This window comes from Frankia torreyi (genome assembly GCF_000948395.1).
In the GTDB taxonomy this organism is placed as follows: Bacteria; Actinomycetota; Actinomycetes; order Frankiales; family Frankiaceae; genus Frankia; species Frankia torreyi.
The window spans coordinates 58,761-76,614 of the sequence record NZ_JYFN01000021.1; the positions used below are offsets into that span (position 1 = coordinate 58,761).

A 17,854-nucleotide genomic window follows, 5' to 3' on the forward strand; every position below is an offset into this window, starting at 1 on the left:
GGACTCGGGATTGCGGGTTCGCATCTCGACGATGCCCCGATGTCCCGAACCCGCCGGCGCGGTCGGCCCACCGGTCACCCCAAAGGGTCTGTGAAGAGCCCCGGCGGTTTGGACGAACGGTTCGGGCGGTTCGCTCCGGGCTGCTGCTGTTGCTCCTGTTGCTGCGGCTGCTGCTGACCGCCGCCGTTTCCGCTGAACAGGCCGCCCAGCAGATCAGTGAGGCCCGACGTCGGCGCGGTGCTCGGGGTGTCCGTCGGCGTGGGCGTGGGTGCCGGCTCGTTGTCCTGGACCAGTCCACCGAACGCCGGCGGGTCGAACTTCGACTTGGGCACGCCCTGCAGGGCCGCGTCCATGAAGGCCTTCCAGATCCGGGCCGGATAGGTGCCGCCGTAGACACCCTTCTCCGCCCCGGGAATGCCCTTGAGTAGTTCCTTGTCGGTGCCGCCGCCGCGGAACATGTCGACGCAGGACGACACCTCCTTGGTGTAGCCGCAGAACCACGCGGAGCGGAAGTCCGTCGATGTGCCGGTCTTGCCGGCCGCCTCGCGCCCGCCGGCCAGTCTCGCCTTGGTGCCGGTGCCGGTGGGATCGGTGATGACGCTCTGCAGGGCGTAGGTGGCGTCGCGCGCCACGGTGGTCGGGATGACCTGCTTCGCCTCCGGGTTACCCGAGTAGATGACCTGCCCGGTGCCGTCCACCACCTTGTCGACCATGTGCGGCTTGGCCCGGACGCCGCCCGCGGCGAGGGTGGCGTACACCGAGGTCATGTCGATGGCGTGGACGGGGTCCTTGCCCAGCGTGATGCCGGCCTCGATCGGCAGCGCGGTGTTGTCCGGGATGCCGAGCAGGTGCGCCGTGCTGACGACGTTCTGCACGCCGATGTTCTGGCCGAGCGGCACGTAGACCGTGTTGATCGAGGCGGCGGTGGCCTCGATGAGGTCCTTGTAGCCGAGGTCGCCCGCCTCGCCCTCGTCGTTGCCGACCACGTAGTCGCCCGGAAGAGTGATCTTCGCGGGCGCGGCGAAGGTCGACTTCAGGTTGATGTTCTTCTGTAGCGCCGCGACCAGGGTGATCGTCTTGAAGGTGGAGGCGGACTGCACCTCCGCCTGGGAGACGTTGTCCTGGTACTGCTCGTGTCCCTGGGCGTCCTTGCCGTACAGCGACCCGCCGTACCAGGCGAGGATCCGCCCGGTGCCGGGTNCCACCGCGGACAGGCCGGTGCGCAGGTCCGGCACGGCGGCGTACGCCTGGCTGAGCACCCCGCTGACGGCCTGGAAAGCGGCGATCTGGCGGCCCTTGTCGATGGTCGTGGTGATCCGCAGACCGCCGCGGTTGATCTGGTCCTCGGTGATGCCGTGGGCCATCAGCTCGCGTTTGACCTGCTCACGAATGTAGGCAACCTGGTCGGAGGAGGCGGCCGCGTCCTCCGCCTTGGCCAGCGGCGGCGGCGGGGTCTCCTGCGCGAGGCCTGCCGGTGCCCAGCCCTTGGCGACCATAGTCGCCACGACGTCGTGCCAGCGGTTGGCGGCGGGGACCGGGTTCTTCGCCGGATCGAGATAGTTCGGCGAGCGGATCAACCCGGCGATCACCGCGCCCTGGCTCGCGGTCAGATTGGCCGCGCTCGTGTTGTAGTACGCCTTTGCCGCGGCCTCGATACCGTAGGCACCGCGGCCGAAGTAGATCGTGTTCAGGTAGAACTCCAGGATCTGGTCCTTGGAGTACTTACGGTCCAGCTTCACCGCGAGCACGATCTCCCGCATCTTGCGGCTGAACGTGCGCTCCTGGCTCAGATAGGCGTTCTTCGCGTACTGCTGGGTGATGGTCGAACCACCCTGCAGGTCGCCGCCGGTGACATTGACGTAGAGCGCCCGCGCGATACCCTTCGGCGAGATGCCGGGCTCGCTGTAGAAGTTCTTGTCCTCGGCCGCGAGCACCGCGTGCTGCATCTCCTTGGACACCTGGGCCAACGGCACGTCGGTGCGGTTCACCGTCCCGATGCGCGCAAGCTCGTCGCCGGTTCCCTGGTTCGTTCCGGCCGGCGGACCGTAGAAGATGATCGAGGTCTGGTCGGTCTTCACCTCGCCGGGCAGCGGCACCCGGGTCGCCGCGTAGACGACGGCGACGCCGGCGACGAACAGCAGGATCGACGAGAAGACCCCGGCGAGCACGAGCCGACGCAGCCAGCGTGGCCGCCGTCGCCACCACTTCGGGCCACGACGGCCCTCGCCCGGCCTGGGGGAACGACCCCCACCGCCCGGCCCCTCGGGTCCACCTGGTCCGTCCGGGCCTCCCATCGCCGCCCGCGACGAGCGCGCGGGAGCGCCCCGCCCCGGCCCGGTGCGCGCGGGCGTGGGACGGCGGGCGCCGGGCCGGGGCGGGCCGGTGCGGCCCTCGGCCGCCTCCAGCTCGCCGACCCGAAGCGCCATTCGCTCGGTCGCCTGGGTGGGCCGGTCACGGCGCCGCCCGGCGACCCGGCGCACCGGCGTCACCTCCGTCATGCCGGCACCGGCCGCCGCGTCTCGCCCGGCCTGCTCCGCCGTCACCTTGCGGTAGACGGTCGCGTCGGCGGTGCGTTCGCTGACGTCGACCCGGCGCAGGGCCGCCTGGTCGACGGTGTCGTAGATCGTGTTCACCTCCGCCGAGGTCCGCGGGGCGCCAGCGGCCCGATCGCGTCCGGTCGGCAGCGGTGGGCCGGACGGGCGGTCCAGGTCGGGCCCGCTCCGATCGCCCACTCCGGCCATACCGCCCGAGCGCCGGTCCGGCACGCCTCGTCCGCCGGTGCGCTCCCGCCCCCGCCCGCCGCGGACGGCGGGCTCGTCGCCGGCCAGCCGGTCGGCGCGGCGACGCGGATCGGTTCCGTTCCCGCCCACGGGCGGCTGATCGGGGCCGGTGCCACCCCTCGGGTCCACCACCGGGATGAACGGTCCGCCCGCGACCGCGCGGGTGGGACCCGCATCTCGGGTGGGACCCGCATCTCGGGGCCTCCCGGCATCCCGGAACGTCGCCGGATCACGGGGGGCTGCCGGAACGCGGCCGGGTGCGTCGGACGTTGTCTGCCGGCCCGCCGCGCGGGTCACGGGCCATTCGGATGCGCCGCCAGGCAGCGACCGCTCGGCAGCCGCCCGGTCGGGCGTTGCACGCTCCGGTCCCCGCCCGGGGGAGGCGACCCGCTCGGGGGAGACACTACGGGCGGCGGCGGCGCGGCCGGCCCGCTCGTCGGCGACCGGATCGGGGCCGGAGGGCACCCCACGACCCGCGGCCCGGGCGGCCGAGCCGTGGTCGGGTACCCAGCCGGCGGTGGGGATCGCCGCGGCGCCGGCACCCGGGCGCCGGTCGGGCTGCGCGGCCTCGGCGGGAGCCACCGCGCGAGGCGGCGGTCCCCCGGCACGCCCGCCGGGACCAGCCGACCCAGCCGACCCGGCCGACCCGGCAACTCCCGGCGGCCCGGCAACTCCCACTGGCCCGGAGGGTCCGGCAACTCCCGCTGGCCCGACGGGTCCGGCGGGCGGCACCAGGGCGGCGCGTCCGGCGGCGGACCGACCGGCCGCCGGCACCAGGGCGGTGCGCTCGCCGCGGGGGCGGTCGACCGGCGGCGGGCCGTCGTGGCCGGCCCGGGCAGGCGAGTCCGGCCGGCCAGGCTGGCCGGCTCGGGCGATCCGGTCGCGCCTAGCCCGATCGGGGGACGCGTCCTGAGGCTGGCCGGGTTCGGACCGCGTCGGGTCCGAATCCGGGCCGCCCCGGTAGGCGCCCCGGTCGTAGGGAGAGCTCACCAACCGCTCCATCCGTCGCTCTGGGACTCCCCGGTCGCCGATCCGCCACAGGGGACGGGCCGGCACCCCCGACCGCTACCGAAGGTCCGGCCCCCACCGGTCCGATCCCGCTGGAACCCGGCCGTGGTGTACGCCGGGGGCCACAGGCCCTGGGCGGGACTCGGCCGACCACGCAGGGCCGGGCCACTCGCCGGGCTCACACCGGCAAGGTCACGGAACGGGACCACTCGTGGTCGGCACCACGCCTGGACCCGCCGCGACACCCACATGGCAGACCAGGATCTCACGCCAGATTCCGCCCGCTCGCGCAGGGCGCCCGGACCGCGGTCGCGCCGGACGGCGCAGCGGTGCGGCGCGGCCGGGAAGGCAGAGAGGGCGGCAGGCGTGCACCGTCAGGTATCGGCGGCACGGCGGTGCTGACGCTTCGCCTTCGGCTCGCCGGTGCCGATCACGTAGGACGTGATCAGGTGGTTCCACCCGCACGGGCGGCATACCTCGACGACGTAGACCCGCAGCTCGCTGTACCTCGCCGCGAGCGCCGGGAGGTCCTTCGTCGCCCGCACGCGGCCGGAGCTCTCACCGAGCTCGTCGCCGTAGGTGTAGGTGACGTGGATGAGCGGATCGGCGCCGCGGCAGACCGGACAACGCTTGCTGGTCGGCTCGCCGTGGTACTTGGCCGCGCGCAGCAGATAGGGGTGCGCGTCACAGACGTCGAGCGAGGACACCCGACCCGCGAACAGATCCGCGAGCGTCGCCCGGCGGGCGAGCGCGTAGTCGATGACCGACCGCGACCGCATGTCTCAACGGTACGCCGCGGACGTGTTCCAGGCAGATGGTCCGGACAGATGGTCACCGAACGGACTGCCGTCCGCCGCCCGTGCAACGGCCAGGCCCGCACGCCCCAGCGCGGGCCCCACGGCCACTGTGAGCCGGATGACACTGTGACGCCGGCCCCACCCACAGCAAGGTCGCTCGGTGGGCTCCGCCAGCCCCGGCGCGGTCACGCGGGTGAGCGGGCCACGACTGGATCGGACGCCGATCACCCCTGCGAACAAGCAGTTCTCGGGTCAACCACCGGCTGCGGCGAGATCACCGGGGGACCGAGCGGCACCGGCCCCTGGTGGCAGCCGGCAGGGGCCGCGCCGCGACCGCGCCCAGAGGTGGAGGTGTCGTTCTGTCATCTCCTGGTCGCCGGATGGTCATTCCTGGTTGCGGCGCTCGTCCCGAGACGTCTATCCTCGATGTATCGCTTCGATATGTCGGAGCGACAGTATCGGGGGAACAGCACGAGCGAGGCACAGCAGGAAGCGCCGCGCAACGAGGCGGCAGGCCGGGCGGCGATCAGGCCCGCGGCCGGGGCACGGTCGAGGGAGGGCGGGTCATGCTGGAACTGGCGGTTCTCGCCCTGCTCTCCGAGAGCCCGATGCACGGCTACGAGCTGCGCAAGCGGCTGGCCGCGGTCCTCGGCGCGTTCCACCGGTTCAGCTACGGCTCGCTCTACCCCTGCCTGCGCCGCCTCGCGGACGCCGGGTACGTCACCGCGGACGACGTCAGCGCGACGACCCGGCTCGGCGGGCGCAGTCGGGTCGTCTACACGTTGACCGGCGAGGGCAAGGAGAAGCTCGCCGAGCTGCTCGGTGAGGGTGGCCCGTCCTCCTGGGAGGACGAGATGTTCGGCGTGCGGTTCGCCTTCTTCGCGAAGACGGACGCCGCCGTCCGCCTGCGCATCCTGGAGGGGCGCCGCGGCCGGCTCGAGGAGCGCCGGGAGAAGGTACGTTCGGCCCTGACCCGGACCGTCGAGCGGTTCGACACCTACACCCTCGAGCTGCAGCGTCATGGGCTCGAGTCGGTGGAACGCGAGGTCCGGTGGCTCAACGAGCTGATCGAGACGGAGCGGGCCAGCGCCCCGACCGGCTTCACGGAACCACAGTTGTCCACAGCGTCCACAGGGTTGTCCACAGCTCCATCCACAGGATCGGAGCCATCCACCGGACCGGAGCCGGGCACGCTCCCCCCTCCCGCTCGTGGCGGCGGGACGGGGCGCCGGCCGGGCCGGCCGGCTCGAGCGGGCCGGCCGGCCCGGCGGGACGGACGCGGCACCTATCTCGACGGCACGCACGGCGGCAACGACGGCGACGCGCGCACCCGGAACAGGCACGCCCCGGCCGAGGCCGGCCCGGACCCCGACGGTGAGGTTCCGGCCGGCCGGTGAGTGGCACCGCGTAGCGGCGCCCGCACCCTGCCTTCGGCTGGCGGGCGGCGTCGTGGCGGAGCTGGATGCCCGATATTTCCACTTCCATAGAAATCGCAGCTAAGGAGTAGACCGTCATGGGTTCGGTACGTGTCGCCATTGTCGGCGTGGGCAACTGCGCCGCCTCTCTGGTCCAGGGGGTCGAGTACTACCGCGGCGCCGACCCGTCGGCGCAGGTCCCCGGGCTGATGCACGTGACGCTTGGCGACTACCACGTCTCCGACCTGACGTTCGTCGCCGCGTTCGACGTGGACGCCAAGAAGGTCGGCCGCGATCTCTCCGAGGCCATCGTCGCCAGCGAGAACAACACCATCAAGATCGCTGACGTGCCGCCGCTCGGCATCACCGTCTCCCGGGGTCACACCCTCGACGGCCTCGGCCGCTACTACCGCGAGACCATCGAGGAGTCGGACGAGGCGCCGGTCGACGTCGTGGCCGCCCTGCGGGAGGCCCGGGCCGACGTGCTCGTCTGCTACCTGCCCGTGGGTTCCGAGGACGCCGCGAAGTTCTACGCCCAGTGCGCGATCGACGCCGGGGTCGCCTTCATCAACTGCCTGCCGGTGTTCATCGCCGGGGTGCCCGAGTGGGCGGAGAAGTTCCGCGCCGCCGGCGTGCCGATCGTCGGCGACGACATCAAGTCGCAGGTGGGCGCCACCATCACCCACCGGGTGATGGCGAAGCTCTTCGAGGACCGCGGCGTCGTCCTCGACCGCACGATGCAGCTCAACGTCGGCGGCAACATGGACTTCAAGAACATGCTCGAGCGTGACCGGCTGGAGTCGAAGAAGATCTCCAAGACCCAGGCCGTGACCTCCCAGGTCTCCCACGACCTCGGCAAGGACAACGTGCACATCGGGCCGTCGGACTACGTGGCCTGGCTCGACGACCGCAAGTGGGCCTACGTCCGGCTGGAGGGTCGTGCGTTCGGCGACGTCCCGCTGAACCTGGAGTACAAGCTCGAGGTCTGGGACTCCCCCAACAGCGCCGGCGTGGTCATCGACGCGGTGCGCTGCGCCAAGATCGCCCTGGACCGGGGCGTCGGCGGGCCGATCCTGTCCGCCTCGTCGTACTTCATGAAGTCCCCGCCGGAGCAGTACCGCGACAACGAGGCCCGCGACAAGGTCGAGGCGTTCATCCGCAACGAGGGCTGAGCGAGGCCCGTCGGGGCCCCGGCGGGCCCGTCCACCCGGCCTGCACGCCCGCTTCCCCGGCCGGGGAGGCGGGCGCCGGGTTCGGTCGTCCGGAGGGGGCGGCCGAACCCGGTGACACCCCCCGGCCACGCCGCAAGCGGCCCGAGCGGGCCCGAGTGGGCCTGCGCAGGCCCACCGGTGACCTGAGGCGGGCCGGGTGGCCCTACGCTGACAGGCGTGGCATGGTCGGCGAACCTCCGCGAGCTGCTTGGCGGCCGCCGGTTCCGGATGCTGTACGCGGCCCGGCTCACCTCCCAGGCCGCCGACGGCGTCTTCCAGGCGACCCTCGTCAGCTACGTGCTGTTCTCCCCCGAGCGGGCGACGTCCGCGGGGGCGCTGGCCTCGTCGCTGGCGATCGTCGTGCTGCCCTTCAGCGTGATCGGCCCGTTCGCGGGCATCGTGCTGGACCGGACGTCCCGCCAGCGGGTGCTCGTGGTCAGCTCGCTCGTGCGGATGGTGCTCATGGCCATCCTGGTGGTCCTCATCGCCGCCGGGCGCACCGGCGTCGACTTCTACGCGGTGGCGCTCGCGTCGGTGAGCGTGAACCGCTTCGTCCTCGCGGCGCTGTCCGCCGGGCTGCCCGTCGTCGTCGACGTCGACCGCCTCGTCACCGCCAACGCCCTGTCGGTCACCTCCGGCACCGTCGCGACCCTGCTCGGCGCCGGTCTCGGCAGCGGGGTACGGGGCCTCGTCGGCGGCGACGACCGGACGGTGGCCCTCGTCGCGGGCCTGGCGGCGCTCGCCTACCTGCTGGCGATGATGACGGCGTCGCGCTCCGGCCGGGGCGACTTCGGTCCCGTGGTCGCCGTGCCCTGGCAGGGAGCCTGGCGGCAGGCCACCGAGGTCGTCGCCGACATGGTCGACGGTGCCCGCTACCTCGCCGGCCACGGCCCGGCCCGCCGGGCGCTCGCCGCGCTGACCAGCTCGCGGGCGGCCTACGGGCTGGTCCTCGTGATGACGGTGCTGCTGTACCGCAACTACTTCACCGGCAACGAGGGCGGGCTGACGGGTCTCGCCGCCGTCGTGACCGCCAGCGGGATCGGCACCGTCACCGCCGCCGTCGTGACCCCGCGGGTCACCCGGCGGATGCCGAAATCGAGCTGGATCACGCTGGTCCTGGTGTTCGGGGGCGTCGTCGAGGTGGTGCTCGGCCTGCCCTTCCAGGCTCCCCTGTTCATCGTCGCCGGCGCGCTGCTCGGGTTCTCCGCCCAGGCCAGCAAGATCTGTGTGGACACCATCGTCCAGGAGGAGACCGACGACGCCTACCGCGGCCGCGCCTTCTCGCTCTACGACCTGTTGTTCAACGTCGCCTTCGTGGCCGCGGCGGCGATCGCGGCCGTCGTCCTGCCCGACGACGGCCGCTCGGGCGCGGTGGTCATCGTCGCCGGGCTGGGCTACGCGCTGGCCGGGCTGGTGTACTACCGGGCCGCCCGCCGCCACCCCGAGGACCGGGTGATCCGCGGCGTGGGCGACGGGCCGCCACCGCACCCGGCCGTTCCCCCGCCCAGCGGTCCCGCCGAGCCGGTTGATCCGACCGATCCCGCCGGCCGGATCAACCCGATCATCTCCGCGGGGCCGGCCGAGAGTCGCGGCTGACCCGCCCCGATCGCCCCGATCGCCCCGGCTGCTCCGGCCGCCCGGTCACGCGTCCGGGATCGGCACCTCGTGCTCGCGGGCCCACCGGAACAGCTCGGCCTCGGCCGCCTCGCGCCCGACGAGGCCGCACTCGAAGCGGAACTCCAGCATGTGCGCGCGGGCCTGGCCCACCAGGCGGGATGGGGCGAGCCCGAGCAGCGCCATGATGTCGTCACCGGACAGCTCCGGCCGGATCGCCGCGATCTCCTCCCGCGCGGCGAGGTCGGCGATCCGTTCCTCCAGCGAGTCGTAGGTGCGCGACAGCGCCGCCGCCTTGCGCCGGTTGCGGGTGGTGCAGTCGGAGCGGACGAGCTTGTGCAGCCGGGTGAGCTGGGGACCGGCGTCGTGGACGTAGCGACGCACCGCCGCGTCCGTCCACTCGCCCTCGCCGTAGCCGTGGAACCGCAGGTGCAGGTAGACGAGCCGGCAGATGGCGTCCGTGACGTCCTTGGGGAAGTGCAGCGCGGCCAGCCGGCGCCGCGTCATGTCCCGGCCGACGACCTCGTGGTGGTGGAACGACACCCGGCCGCCCGGGATGTGCCGCCGGGTGCGCGGCTTGCCGATGTCATGCAGCAGCGCCGCCCAGCGCAGCACCTCGTCGGGTTCGCCCGGCTCCTCCAGGGCGATCGCCTGGCGCAGCACGGTCAGGGTGTGCGCGTACACATCCTTGTGCTGGTGGTGCTCGTCGATCTCCATGCGCATCGCCGCGACCTCGGGCAGCACGATGTCGGCGACGCCGATCTCGACGAGCCGCTCCAGGCCCGCCACCGGATCGGCGGCGAGGATGAGCTTGCGCAGTTCGTCCCGGATCCGTTCGGGGGAGACGATCGCGAGCCGCTCGGTCCGCGCGCGCATCGCCTCGACCAGCTCGGGCACCGGGGTCAGCCCGAGGGCCGCCTCGAACCGGGCGGCGCGCAGGATGCGCAGCGGGTCGTCGTCGAACGACGCCTCCGGGCTCGCCGGGGTGCGCAGCACGCCGCGAGCGAGGTCGGCCATCCCGCCGAACAGGTCGACGAAGTCGTGGCCCGGGACCGACACCGCCATCGCGTTCACGGTGAAGTCCCGGCGGGACAGGTCCGCCTCCAGGCTGTCGCCGTAGGTGACCGCCGGGTTGCGGGACTGCCGGTCGTACGCCTCGCTGCGGTAGGTGGTGATCTCGAAGCGCAGCCCGCGCCGGGCCAGCCCGACCGTGCCGAAGGCGATCCCCGCCTCCCAGGTGGCCTCCGCCCAGCCCCGGGTGATCTCCAGCACCCGCTCGGGCCGGGCGTCCGTGGCGAAGTCGAGGTCGGCCGGGGCGCCGGTGGCGCCGGTGGCGGGCCGGCCGAGCAGGGCGTCGCGGACCGAGCCGCCGACGAGGTGGAGCAGGTGGCCGTGGGCGGCGAAGACACGACCGAGCTCGTCCGCGGCCGGCGGCACCCTGAGCAGCTCACTCACCACCCGTTCGGCCGAGTCGCGCGGGTTGTCCAGACTGATCACTGACACACCTTCAGGTTACGGGGTTGGACGCGGTGAACCGGCACCCGGACGAGCCGGGGACGATCACACCGCGGCCACGGCGACGCGGTTCCGACCACCGGGATCAACGGGCACAACCGGGGCGTTGCGGGCACACGGGCCGGCCGGGGGACCCGCGCCTCGTACGATCAATCCATGCCGCCGTCGACCTCCTCCGCCGGTCGCACTCCGCTGCCCCGGGTGGAGGAGACCTCGGCGGGCGGCCTCATTCTCGACCAGTGCTCCACGGACGCCTCCGCCGCGCTCATCGCCCGCCGGGATCGCCATGGGCGGCTGTTGTGGCTGCTACCCAAGGGTCACGTCGAGGCCGGCGAGACCACCGAACAGGCCGCCGTCCGGGAGGTCCGCGAGGAGACCGGGCTGACCGGGTCCGTCCTCGGCCGGTTGGGCACCATCGACTTCTGGTTCGTCGCCGGGGGGGCACGCATCCACAAGACGGTGCACCACTTCCTGCTGCTGCGCAGCGTCGGCTCGCTGTCGGACGCCGACATCGAGGTCGACGCCGTGGCCTGGGTTCCACTGGCCGAGGTCGCCGAGCGCCTCGCCTACGCCGACGAGCGGCGCCTGCTCGACGAGGTGCCCGTCGTGCTGGCCGCGACCGCATGACGGCGCCGCGCCGGCCCGCGCGACGGGCGCGGCCCCGCGGGGCGTCCGGCGCCCGGCGCTGGCCGGCCCGGCTCGCCGCCGTGGTGCTGCTCGCCCTCGTCATCCCGGTGGCCGGCGGCTCCGCGGCGGGCGCGGCGATCCGCGGCGGGCTCGTGGAACGGATCGCCCGACCCGATTCATCCACAGGATCACCACGGTCTTCCACAGCTTCATCCACAGACGAATCGGGCGGTTCGCTACCTTCTTCACCGGGATCGGCGTCGTCGTCCACCGGTCCGGGGAACCGGGTGACCGTGACCGTCGACGAGGTGCAGGCGCCGGCCGCGGGGTCCTCCGTGGTGTCGGTGCAGGGCACGCTGTCCACCTCGGGGCCGCAGCCCCTGACCGACCTGCGGATGAGCCTGTCGATCGGCTCCCCGGCGGTGACCTCCCGCGGGCGGCTCGAGACCCTGGCCGAGAACGGCGAGGCCCGCCCCCAGCCCAGCTACCGCCAGCTACCCCTCTCCGGCGGACAGAGCACGCAGCCGCTGTCCGATCCGCCCGTCCAGGGCGCCGACCCGGTCAGGTTCATGATCACAAGTGATCTCGGTGCATCCGCGCTGCCGGTGCGGGTCGGCGTCTACCCCCTGCGGGTGAAGGTCACGGGTTCCGTCGGCGGGCAGCCGGTGGCGCCGCTCGGCGTGGCGTACACCTTCCTGGTGCGTTCGTCCGGCCAGCAGCAGCGGACCCCGGTGGCGGTGGTCCTGCCGCTCGCCGACCAGCCCCGCCTGCGCTCGGACGGCCTGCTGACCGACAACGAGCTCGCCGACGAGGTGAAGCCGACCGGGCGGCTGTACCGCCTGCTCGACGCGGCCCGGTCGACCGTCACCGCCGAGGGCCGGCCCGCGGTCACCCTCGCCGTCGACCCGACGCTGGTGCAGGCGCTGCAGATCATGACGAACCCGGACGGCTACCACTACGCCAGCCCCGGCGGCGGCGCGGACGGCGTGAAGGAACCGCAGAGCTCCGACGCCGCCCAGTTCCTCAACGACATCAAGAACTTCGCCGACGCCGGCGGCGGTGTCTTCGCCCTGCCCTACGGCGACGCCGACCTGGCCGCCCTGGTCCACGCCCAGAAGCTGGACACGGTGAGCTACGCCGTCAACACTGGCCAGGTCGTGCTCGCCGCTCTGCTGAAACGAGAACCCGCGCAGATGGCGTCCGTCGCCTACCCCGTCGACGGGCTCGCCGACACCGCCACCGTGGACGTGCTGCGCCAGTTGAAGGTCGGGACCGTGTTGCTCGACGACCGCATCCTGCGTCCCGGGTCCGCCGTCCCCTACACGCCGTCGGCCACCTACGAACTCCCGACGTCGGCCGGCCCGATCCGGGCGCTCGCCACCGACCACCGCCTCGCCGAGATCGCCACCTCCTTCGACGGCCGAGCCGACGGTCCCAGCGCCGGGGTCGTCCTGACACACTTCCGAGCCGACCTCGCCATGATCACCGCGGAGCAGTCCGAGCCCCGGTTCCAGGTCCTCGCCCTGCCGCGGGGCTGGAACCCGCCCACGGACGACTGGGCCAAGCAGGTGCTGGGGGCGATCGACAGCGACTACTCCGTCCCGGTCCCGCTCGACGGCGGCGCCGGCCAGAACCAGTCGCCGGCCCGCCGCGGCGTGCTGGTCTACCCGGCCGACGCGCAGGCCCGGGAGCTGCCCGTCACCTACCTCGACGCGGTGGCGAGCGTCCGCGACGAGGCGCTGGCGCTGGGCCCGGTGCTCTGCCCGCCGCCGAAGGCCACCCGCACCTGCCGGATCGACCGGGTCGACCCGATGAGCAACGCACTTGTCACAGCGACCTCCGTCGCCTGGCGCGGGGGGCGCATGGTCGACGGTGTGTCGTTGAGCCAGCAGGTGGACGGGAACGTGTCCGCGATCCGCAACGGCATCCAGGTGGTGGCCTCCCGCAGCGTCAACCTGACGAGCAAGCACGGGCTGGTACCGATCACGCTCGAGAACAACACGAAGTTCGAGGTCACCGTCGTGCTCGCCTTCTCCTCGACCCACTCCCGGCTCCGCTCGCCGGCCCGTGAGACCCGCAACCTCCCCTCGGGGCAGAAGGCCCAGATCGAGATAGAGGTGGACGCCGAGGGCGCGGGGACGTTCCCGCTGGAGATCCGCCGCCTCAACCTCGACGGCCAGGCCCTCTCGACCGATCCCCCGACCCGGGTACTCGTGCGCTCCACCGTCTACGGCGCGATCGCCACGGCCATCACCATCGGCGCGGTCAGCGTGCTGCTGCTGGCCGTCGTGGTGCGCCTCGCCCGCCGGCTGCGGCCGGGCGCGCGCCGGACCGCCGACTCCGCCGGCGGCGCCCCCGAACCGATCGCCGGCGGCCCGGCGGCCTCGGACGGCCCGGCGGCCCCGGACGGCACGGCGATCCCGGGCGGACTGACGGACCCGGGTGCCGCCACGGCGGGGGTGGCGGCGCTGCCGGGTCGCCCCGGGAGCGAGTCCGATGCCGCCCGGCCACCCTTCCGGCGGGCGCCCGCCGCGGTCGCCTCCGGGTGGTCGACGGGCGCCCCCACCGCCGATCTCTCCTACGCCACGCGTCGCGAGCCGAGCGTCGCGCCCGCCGCCCGCGGCCTGGAGCCCGGGACCGACCAGGACCGAGACCAGGACCGAGACCAGGACCGGGACCAAGACCTGGATCACGACCGGGGCTGGGACCGGGGCCCGGAGCATCAGCCCGATTCCGGCCACGGCGCCGCGGCGGAACACGCCGGCCCCGGGTGGGACGTGGCCACCGGTGAGGTTCCGGCCCGTCGGCGACGGAGCGGCCCGTGACCCCCGTCGAGGGGGAGGGCGGCTCGGGTCCCCGGCACCGCCGGGGCGGCACCGGCCCCCGCGCTGGCCGCGGCGATCGTGGTCGCGATCCGTGGCGCGACACCCCCGGCGGCCCGGACCACCGGGCTGAGGAGTGGGCCGACGGCGCCGGCCGGCCGGGGGCGACTCTCGATCCGCCCCACGTCCCCGNCCCGCTGCCCCAGGCGGACTGGTCCTNCCCCGCCCAGGACCCGCCGCAGTACCGGGATTCCGGCCGGCCTTACCCGGAGCCTCACCGCTCCTACCCAAATGGTGATCAGCCGTACCCGGGAGGCGACCGGTCCTACCCGGGAGACGGCCGATCCTTTTCCAACCCGAGTGGGCGGCGCCCGGACCTCGACGAGCGATATCCGGACCTCGACCAGCGGTATCTCGATCCAGCCGATCAATACCCCGGCCCCGACGGCCGGCCCGGGAACCCGGACGACGGGTACGGGGATCGCGACGACGGCTACCGCCGCCGGGACGGCGCGTACGCGGATGAGCCGTACGCCGAAGGGCACTATCCACGGCGGGCACGGCGAGCGGCCTACCCCGAACACCAGTTCGATGATCACGACCCGGCCGGGCGGAACGACGCGTCCCACAGCGGCCACGACCGATGGGCCGACCCACGGGACGGCGCCGCGCCGCGCCCGGTCCCACCCCCCGGCGCGCCGCGGGCCGCGGTTCCGGAGGCGACCCGGAAGCTGCCGGCCGCGCCGCGGACACCACCGCCGCCCCCCGGCGTGCCGCCCCCGTCCGAGAGAGGTCCCGGCTCCGCCGCACGCGGACGGGTCCAGCCCGCTGCGCCGGTCGACGGGACACGGACCACCAGACTGCCCACCCCGCCCGGCCCGCCGCGGCCGGCGGACCCGGTACCCGGACGGCGGCCGCAGACGGAATCCGGCTCGCCCCCCGGCCAGGTCGGTCGGCCCACTGGTCCGGGTTCCGCCGGGCGCGGGTCGCAGGAGCAGCAGCCGGATGCCGCCGACCGCCCCCGACGCTTCGCCGGCGAACGGCGCCGGCCGTCTCTTGGCGAGTCCCGGCCGACGGTGGCGCTTCCGCGCAGCAACGTCCGGCGCATCCCCCCGGAGTCACACCAGCACGGCCGCAGCCGGGACGATGGCCGCGGCCGGGACACCGCCCTGCCCCCCGAGGCCCGGGACGGCCGAAACGCCCGCACCCGTGACCGTCGCGGCGACGCCCGCTACGGCGCGGACCGCGACGGCGCCCCCGGCGGTTGGCGCGACGATCCGGCCGCCGACCCGCGGGCAGACCGCCACGCCGGCGAGGTCGGGGACGGCGGGAACGGGGGGAACGGCGGCGGCTTCAGGGAGGGCGACCTCAGGGACGTTCGCGCCGCCCGCCCCCGGACCCCGGCCGCCCGCGAGACGGCCGGGCGGAACGCCCGGCGTGACCCGTCACGTCGACGGACCCCGCGCCCCACCGATGCCGCGGCCACCACCGCGCTCGCGAAGCCGTCAACCGCGAAGGCAGCAACCGCGCAACCCGCGAGCACCCCATCCACGAGCGCCCAACCCGCGCGGACGCCGTCGACGAGGGCACAGTCGACGACCGCGAAGTCGACGACCGCCCGCCGGGGGAAGTCCGGCGCAAGGAAGTCCGGGCCGAGCCTCGGCCAGGCCAGCGGGATCATGGCGATCGGCACGATCGTCTCCCGGGCGTCCGGCTTCCTGCGCACGGTCGCGATCGCCGCCGCGCTCGGCACCAGCGGAGTCAGCCAGGCCTACAACGTTGCCAACACCACGCCGAACGTCCTCTACGACCTGCTCCTCGGCGGGATCCTGACCAGCGTCATCGTCCCGGTGATGGTGCGCGCGGCCAAGGAGGACCCGGACGGCGGGGACAGTTTCGCCTCCTCCCTGCTGACCATCATGATCCTCGGGCTGGGCGCGGCGGTGGCGGTCGGCATGCTGGTCGCGCCCTGGATCACCGACGCCTACCTGCACTCGGGGCCGGCGGAGCGGGCGCTGGGCACCGAGATGCTGCGCTGGTTCCTGCCGCAGATCGTCTTCTACGGGGTGGGCGCGACGATCGGCGCGATCCTCAACGTCAGGCAGTCCTTCGCCGCGCCCATGTTCGCGCCGATCCTGAACAACCTGATCGTCATCGCGACGTGCGTGGCCTTCGTCTACATCGTGTCGGGACCGCACCCCCCCGGGGTGGACGGGCCGAAGGCCATCAGCAACGCGCAGATCACGGTGCTCGCCGGCGGGACGACGCTGGGTGTCGTGGCCATGACGCTCGCTCTGCTGCCATCTCTGCGCAAGGTTGGTTTCCGGTACCGCCCGCGGCTGGACCTGCGCCATCCGGAACTGCGCTCGGCGGCCCGGCTGGCCGGCTGGACGCTGCTGTTCGTCATCGTCAGCCAGGCCGGCTACCTGGTGATCGTCAACCTGTCGACGGCGACGACCGCCTACACGATCTACACCTACGGCTACCAGATCTTCCAGCTTCCCTACGCGATCATCGGTGTCTCGGTGATCACGGCGCTGCTGCCGAGGATGAGCGGGCACGCCGCCCAGGGCCGCCGGGATCTCGTCCGGGCCGACATCTCGACCGCGACCCGGGTCGCGGTCACGGCCATCGTGCCGGCGGCCCTGTTCATCCTCGCCCTGGGGCGGCCGATCGCCGTCGCGGTGTTCTACCACGGCGCGGTCCGGTACCACGCCGCGGTGGACATCGGCGACACGCTCAGCGCCTTCGCGCTGGCCCTGGTGCCGTTCTCGCTGTTCCAGGTGCAGTTGCGGGCGTTCTACGCCTACCAGGACAGCCGGACGCCGGCGCTGGTCAACATGGGCGTCGTCGCGGTGAACGTGCTGGGCGCGGTGGTGCTCACCGTGCTGGTGCCCGAGCAGCATCGCGCGCCGGCGCTGGCGCTCGCCTTCGCCTTCGCCTACCTGGTCGGGCTCGCGGCCACGACGATCCTGCTGCGCCGGCGGCTGGGTGGCGTCGACGGCAACCGCACCGCTCGGGTGATCACTCAGGTCGCGGTCGCCGCGGGCCTCGGCGCCGTCATCGCGTCCCTGCTGGCCCGCGGAATCCGGTCGGTGATCGGGACGGGCTGGCTCAGCTCCGGGGTCGCGGTAGTGATCGCGGCCGTGGTGGGCGGCGCGCTGTTCATCGCGGTCGCCAGACGGATGAACGTGCACGAGGTCAACGCGCTGGCCGAGGTTGTCAACGGCCGTCTGCGCCGCGGGCGCGGGCGGGGCAGGCCCGGCGGGCCGACCGCATCGCCGGCGGCGGCCGACCGGACCGGGCGGGCGGAGCGCACGGGCAGGACCGAGCGGACGGCCCGCCGGGAGCCGTCGTCGCGGACCGGGGCACGCGCCCCGACACCACCGCGGCGGGAAGGCCCGGACGACCGGTCGGGATCCGCGACCGGCACGCGTCGGGCGGGGCGAGCGCCGCGGCGGCGCTGACCGGTCGGCGCCCGCGACGGCCCAGGCCGGGCCCGGCGGAGGTTGCCGAGCGACGCTCGCGGCGGGCACCAAAGGGCCAGCTCGGACGTCACCCCGACCCGGCGAAATCCTCATGACCATGGTCTGGTGATGGAGGTGTACGCGGGGCCGACAGCGGCCGCCGATCCTTCCATCACCATAACGCGGTGTAGTTGGGAAACGCCGCGAGGATTACTCTACTAATGCGTAGGAATACGGCGGATATTCGCCATAGCCCGGTTGGCTGGACGGGAGCTTAACGACCCCGGCGGACAGCTCCGTCTTGGCTGGGGGAAACGTCCTTCCGGGCCCTGCGGCGGCGCACCCGGGCGCGGCCGGGCGCGGCCGGGCCGGCGGCCACGGAGGCCGACGGGAGGCGATCAGGCGGCTATCGTCACAGCCGGTACACAAGGGCGGGTTGTCCCAAGACATTCGCGAGATCCTCCGGCCATCCTCGTACACTGGACACGCTGTGCGCGGGCCCCGCCCAACGTCGCCGGTGAACCAGGCGCAGCCTCCGCTCGTCACGTCGTTCACCGTGGCGACAAGTTCCGGGCGACGAAGGATTCCGGGGTCTCCG

General features: G+C 73.6%; 9 protein-coding genes and 1 pseudogene. 6 read left to right on the forward strand and 4 right to left on the reverse strand.

Going from position 1 to position 17,854, the window contains the following annotated elements:
* Positions 1-74: 74 nt before the first annotated feature.
* The 3 genes and pseudogenes from FF36_RS37960 to FF36_RS14785 form a co-directional block, all read right to left on the reverse strand.
* Positions 75-1,184, reverse strand: coding sequence for a transglycosylase domain-containing protein (locus tag FF36_RS37960; RefSeq protein ID WP_422615091.1), 1,110 nt, complete (start codon positions 1,182-1,184; stop codon positions 75-77).
* 17 nt (positions 1,185-1,201) lie between these two features.
* A pseudogene (locus FF36_RS14780) lies at positions 1,202-3,782 on the reverse strand (transglycosylase domain-containing protein); the annotation flags it as partial.
* Positions 3,783-4,162: 380 nt separating this feature from the next.
* A complete protein-coding gene (locus FF36_RS14785; RefSeq protein WP_011607893.1) occupies positions 4,163-4,567 on the reverse strand; it encodes a DUF5318 family protein in 405 nt (134 codons plus the stop codon).
* A 584-nt stretch (positions 4,568-5,151) separates the two neighbouring features.
* Between FF36_RS14785 and FF36_RS14790 the strand changes: the two genes are divergently transcribed.
* The 3 genes from FF36_RS14790 (at position 5,152) to FF36_RS14800 (ending at position 8,807) form a co-directional block, all read left to right on the forward strand.
* Positions 5,152-5,982: a PadR family transcriptional regulator gene (locus FF36_RS14790; protein ID WP_044885643.1), complete on the forward strand. Its 831-nt coding sequence runs from the start codon at positions 5,152-5,154 to the stop codon at positions 5,980-5,982.
* 116 nt (positions 5,983-6,098) lie between these two features.
* Positions 6,099-7,172: an inositol-3-phosphate synthase gene (locus FF36_RS14795; RefSeq protein ID WP_044885644.1), complete on the forward strand. Its 1,074-nt coding sequence runs from the start codon at positions 6,099-6,101 to the stop codon at positions 7,170-7,172.
* 216 nt (positions 7,173-7,388) lie between these two features.
* Positions 7,389-8,807, forward strand: a complete 1,419-nt coding sequence (locus tag FF36_RS14800; RefSeq protein WP_044885645.1) for an MFS transporter — start codon at positions 7,389-7,391, stop codon at positions 8,805-8,807.
* Between the two features lie 45 nt (positions 8,808-8,852).
* Here FF36_RS14800 and FF36_RS14805 read toward each other — a convergent pair whose 3' ends face one another.
* Complete coding sequence (locus FF36_RS14805) at positions 8,853-10,322, reverse strand: CCA tRNA nucleotidyltransferase (RefSeq protein WP_044885646.1); 1,470 nt, start codon at positions 10,320-10,322, stop codon at positions 8,853-8,855.
* A 174-nt stretch (positions 10,323-10,496) separates the two neighbouring features.
* Here FF36_RS14805 and FF36_RS14810 point away from each other — a divergent pair, with 174 nt between their 5' ends.
* From FF36_RS14810 to murJ, 3 genes are all read left to right on the forward strand, one after another.
* Entirely contained in the window at positions 10,497-10,967 is a 471-nt protein-coding gene (locus FF36_RS14810; RefSeq protein WP_044885647.1) for an NUDIX hydrolase, read from the forward strand.
* Positions 10,964-13,792: a DUF6049 family protein gene (locus tag FF36_RS14815; RefSeq protein WP_044885648.1), complete on the forward strand. Its 2,829-nt coding sequence runs from the start codon at positions 10,964-10,966 to the stop codon at positions 13,790-13,792. Before FF36_RS14810 ends, FF36_RS14815 begins: the two co-directional genes overlap by 4 nt.
* A gap of 1,073 nt (positions 13,793-14,865) precedes the next feature.
* A complete protein-coding gene (gene murJ, locus FF36_RS14820; RefSeq protein ID WP_044885676.1) occupies positions 14,866-17,256 on the forward strand; it encodes a murein biosynthesis integral membrane protein MurJ in 2,391 nt (796 codons plus the stop codon).
* Positions 17,257-17,854 lie beyond the last annotated feature (598 nt).

Coding starts and splice junctions, on each gene's coding strand:
- FF36_RS14810 (WP_044885647.1), top strand. CDS start 10,497: ATGCCGCCGTCGACCTCCTCCGCCGGTCGCACTCCGCTGCCCCGGGTG.
- FF36_RS14790 (WP_044885643.1), top strand. CDS start 5,152: ATGCTGGAACTGGCGGTTCTCGCCCTGCTCTCCGAGAGCCCGATGCAC.
- FF36_RS14795 (WP_044885644.1), top strand. CDS start 6,099: ATGGGTTCGGTACGTGTCGCCATTGTCGGCGTGGGCAACTGCGCCGCC.
- FF36_RS14815 (WP_044885648.1), top strand. CDS start 10,964: ATGACGGCGCCGCGCCGGCCCGCGCGACGGGCGCGGCCCCGCGGGGCG.
- FF36_RS14785 (WP_011607893.1), bottom strand. CDS start 4,567: ATGCGGTCGCGGTCGGTCATCGACTACGCGCTCGCCCGCCGGGCGACG.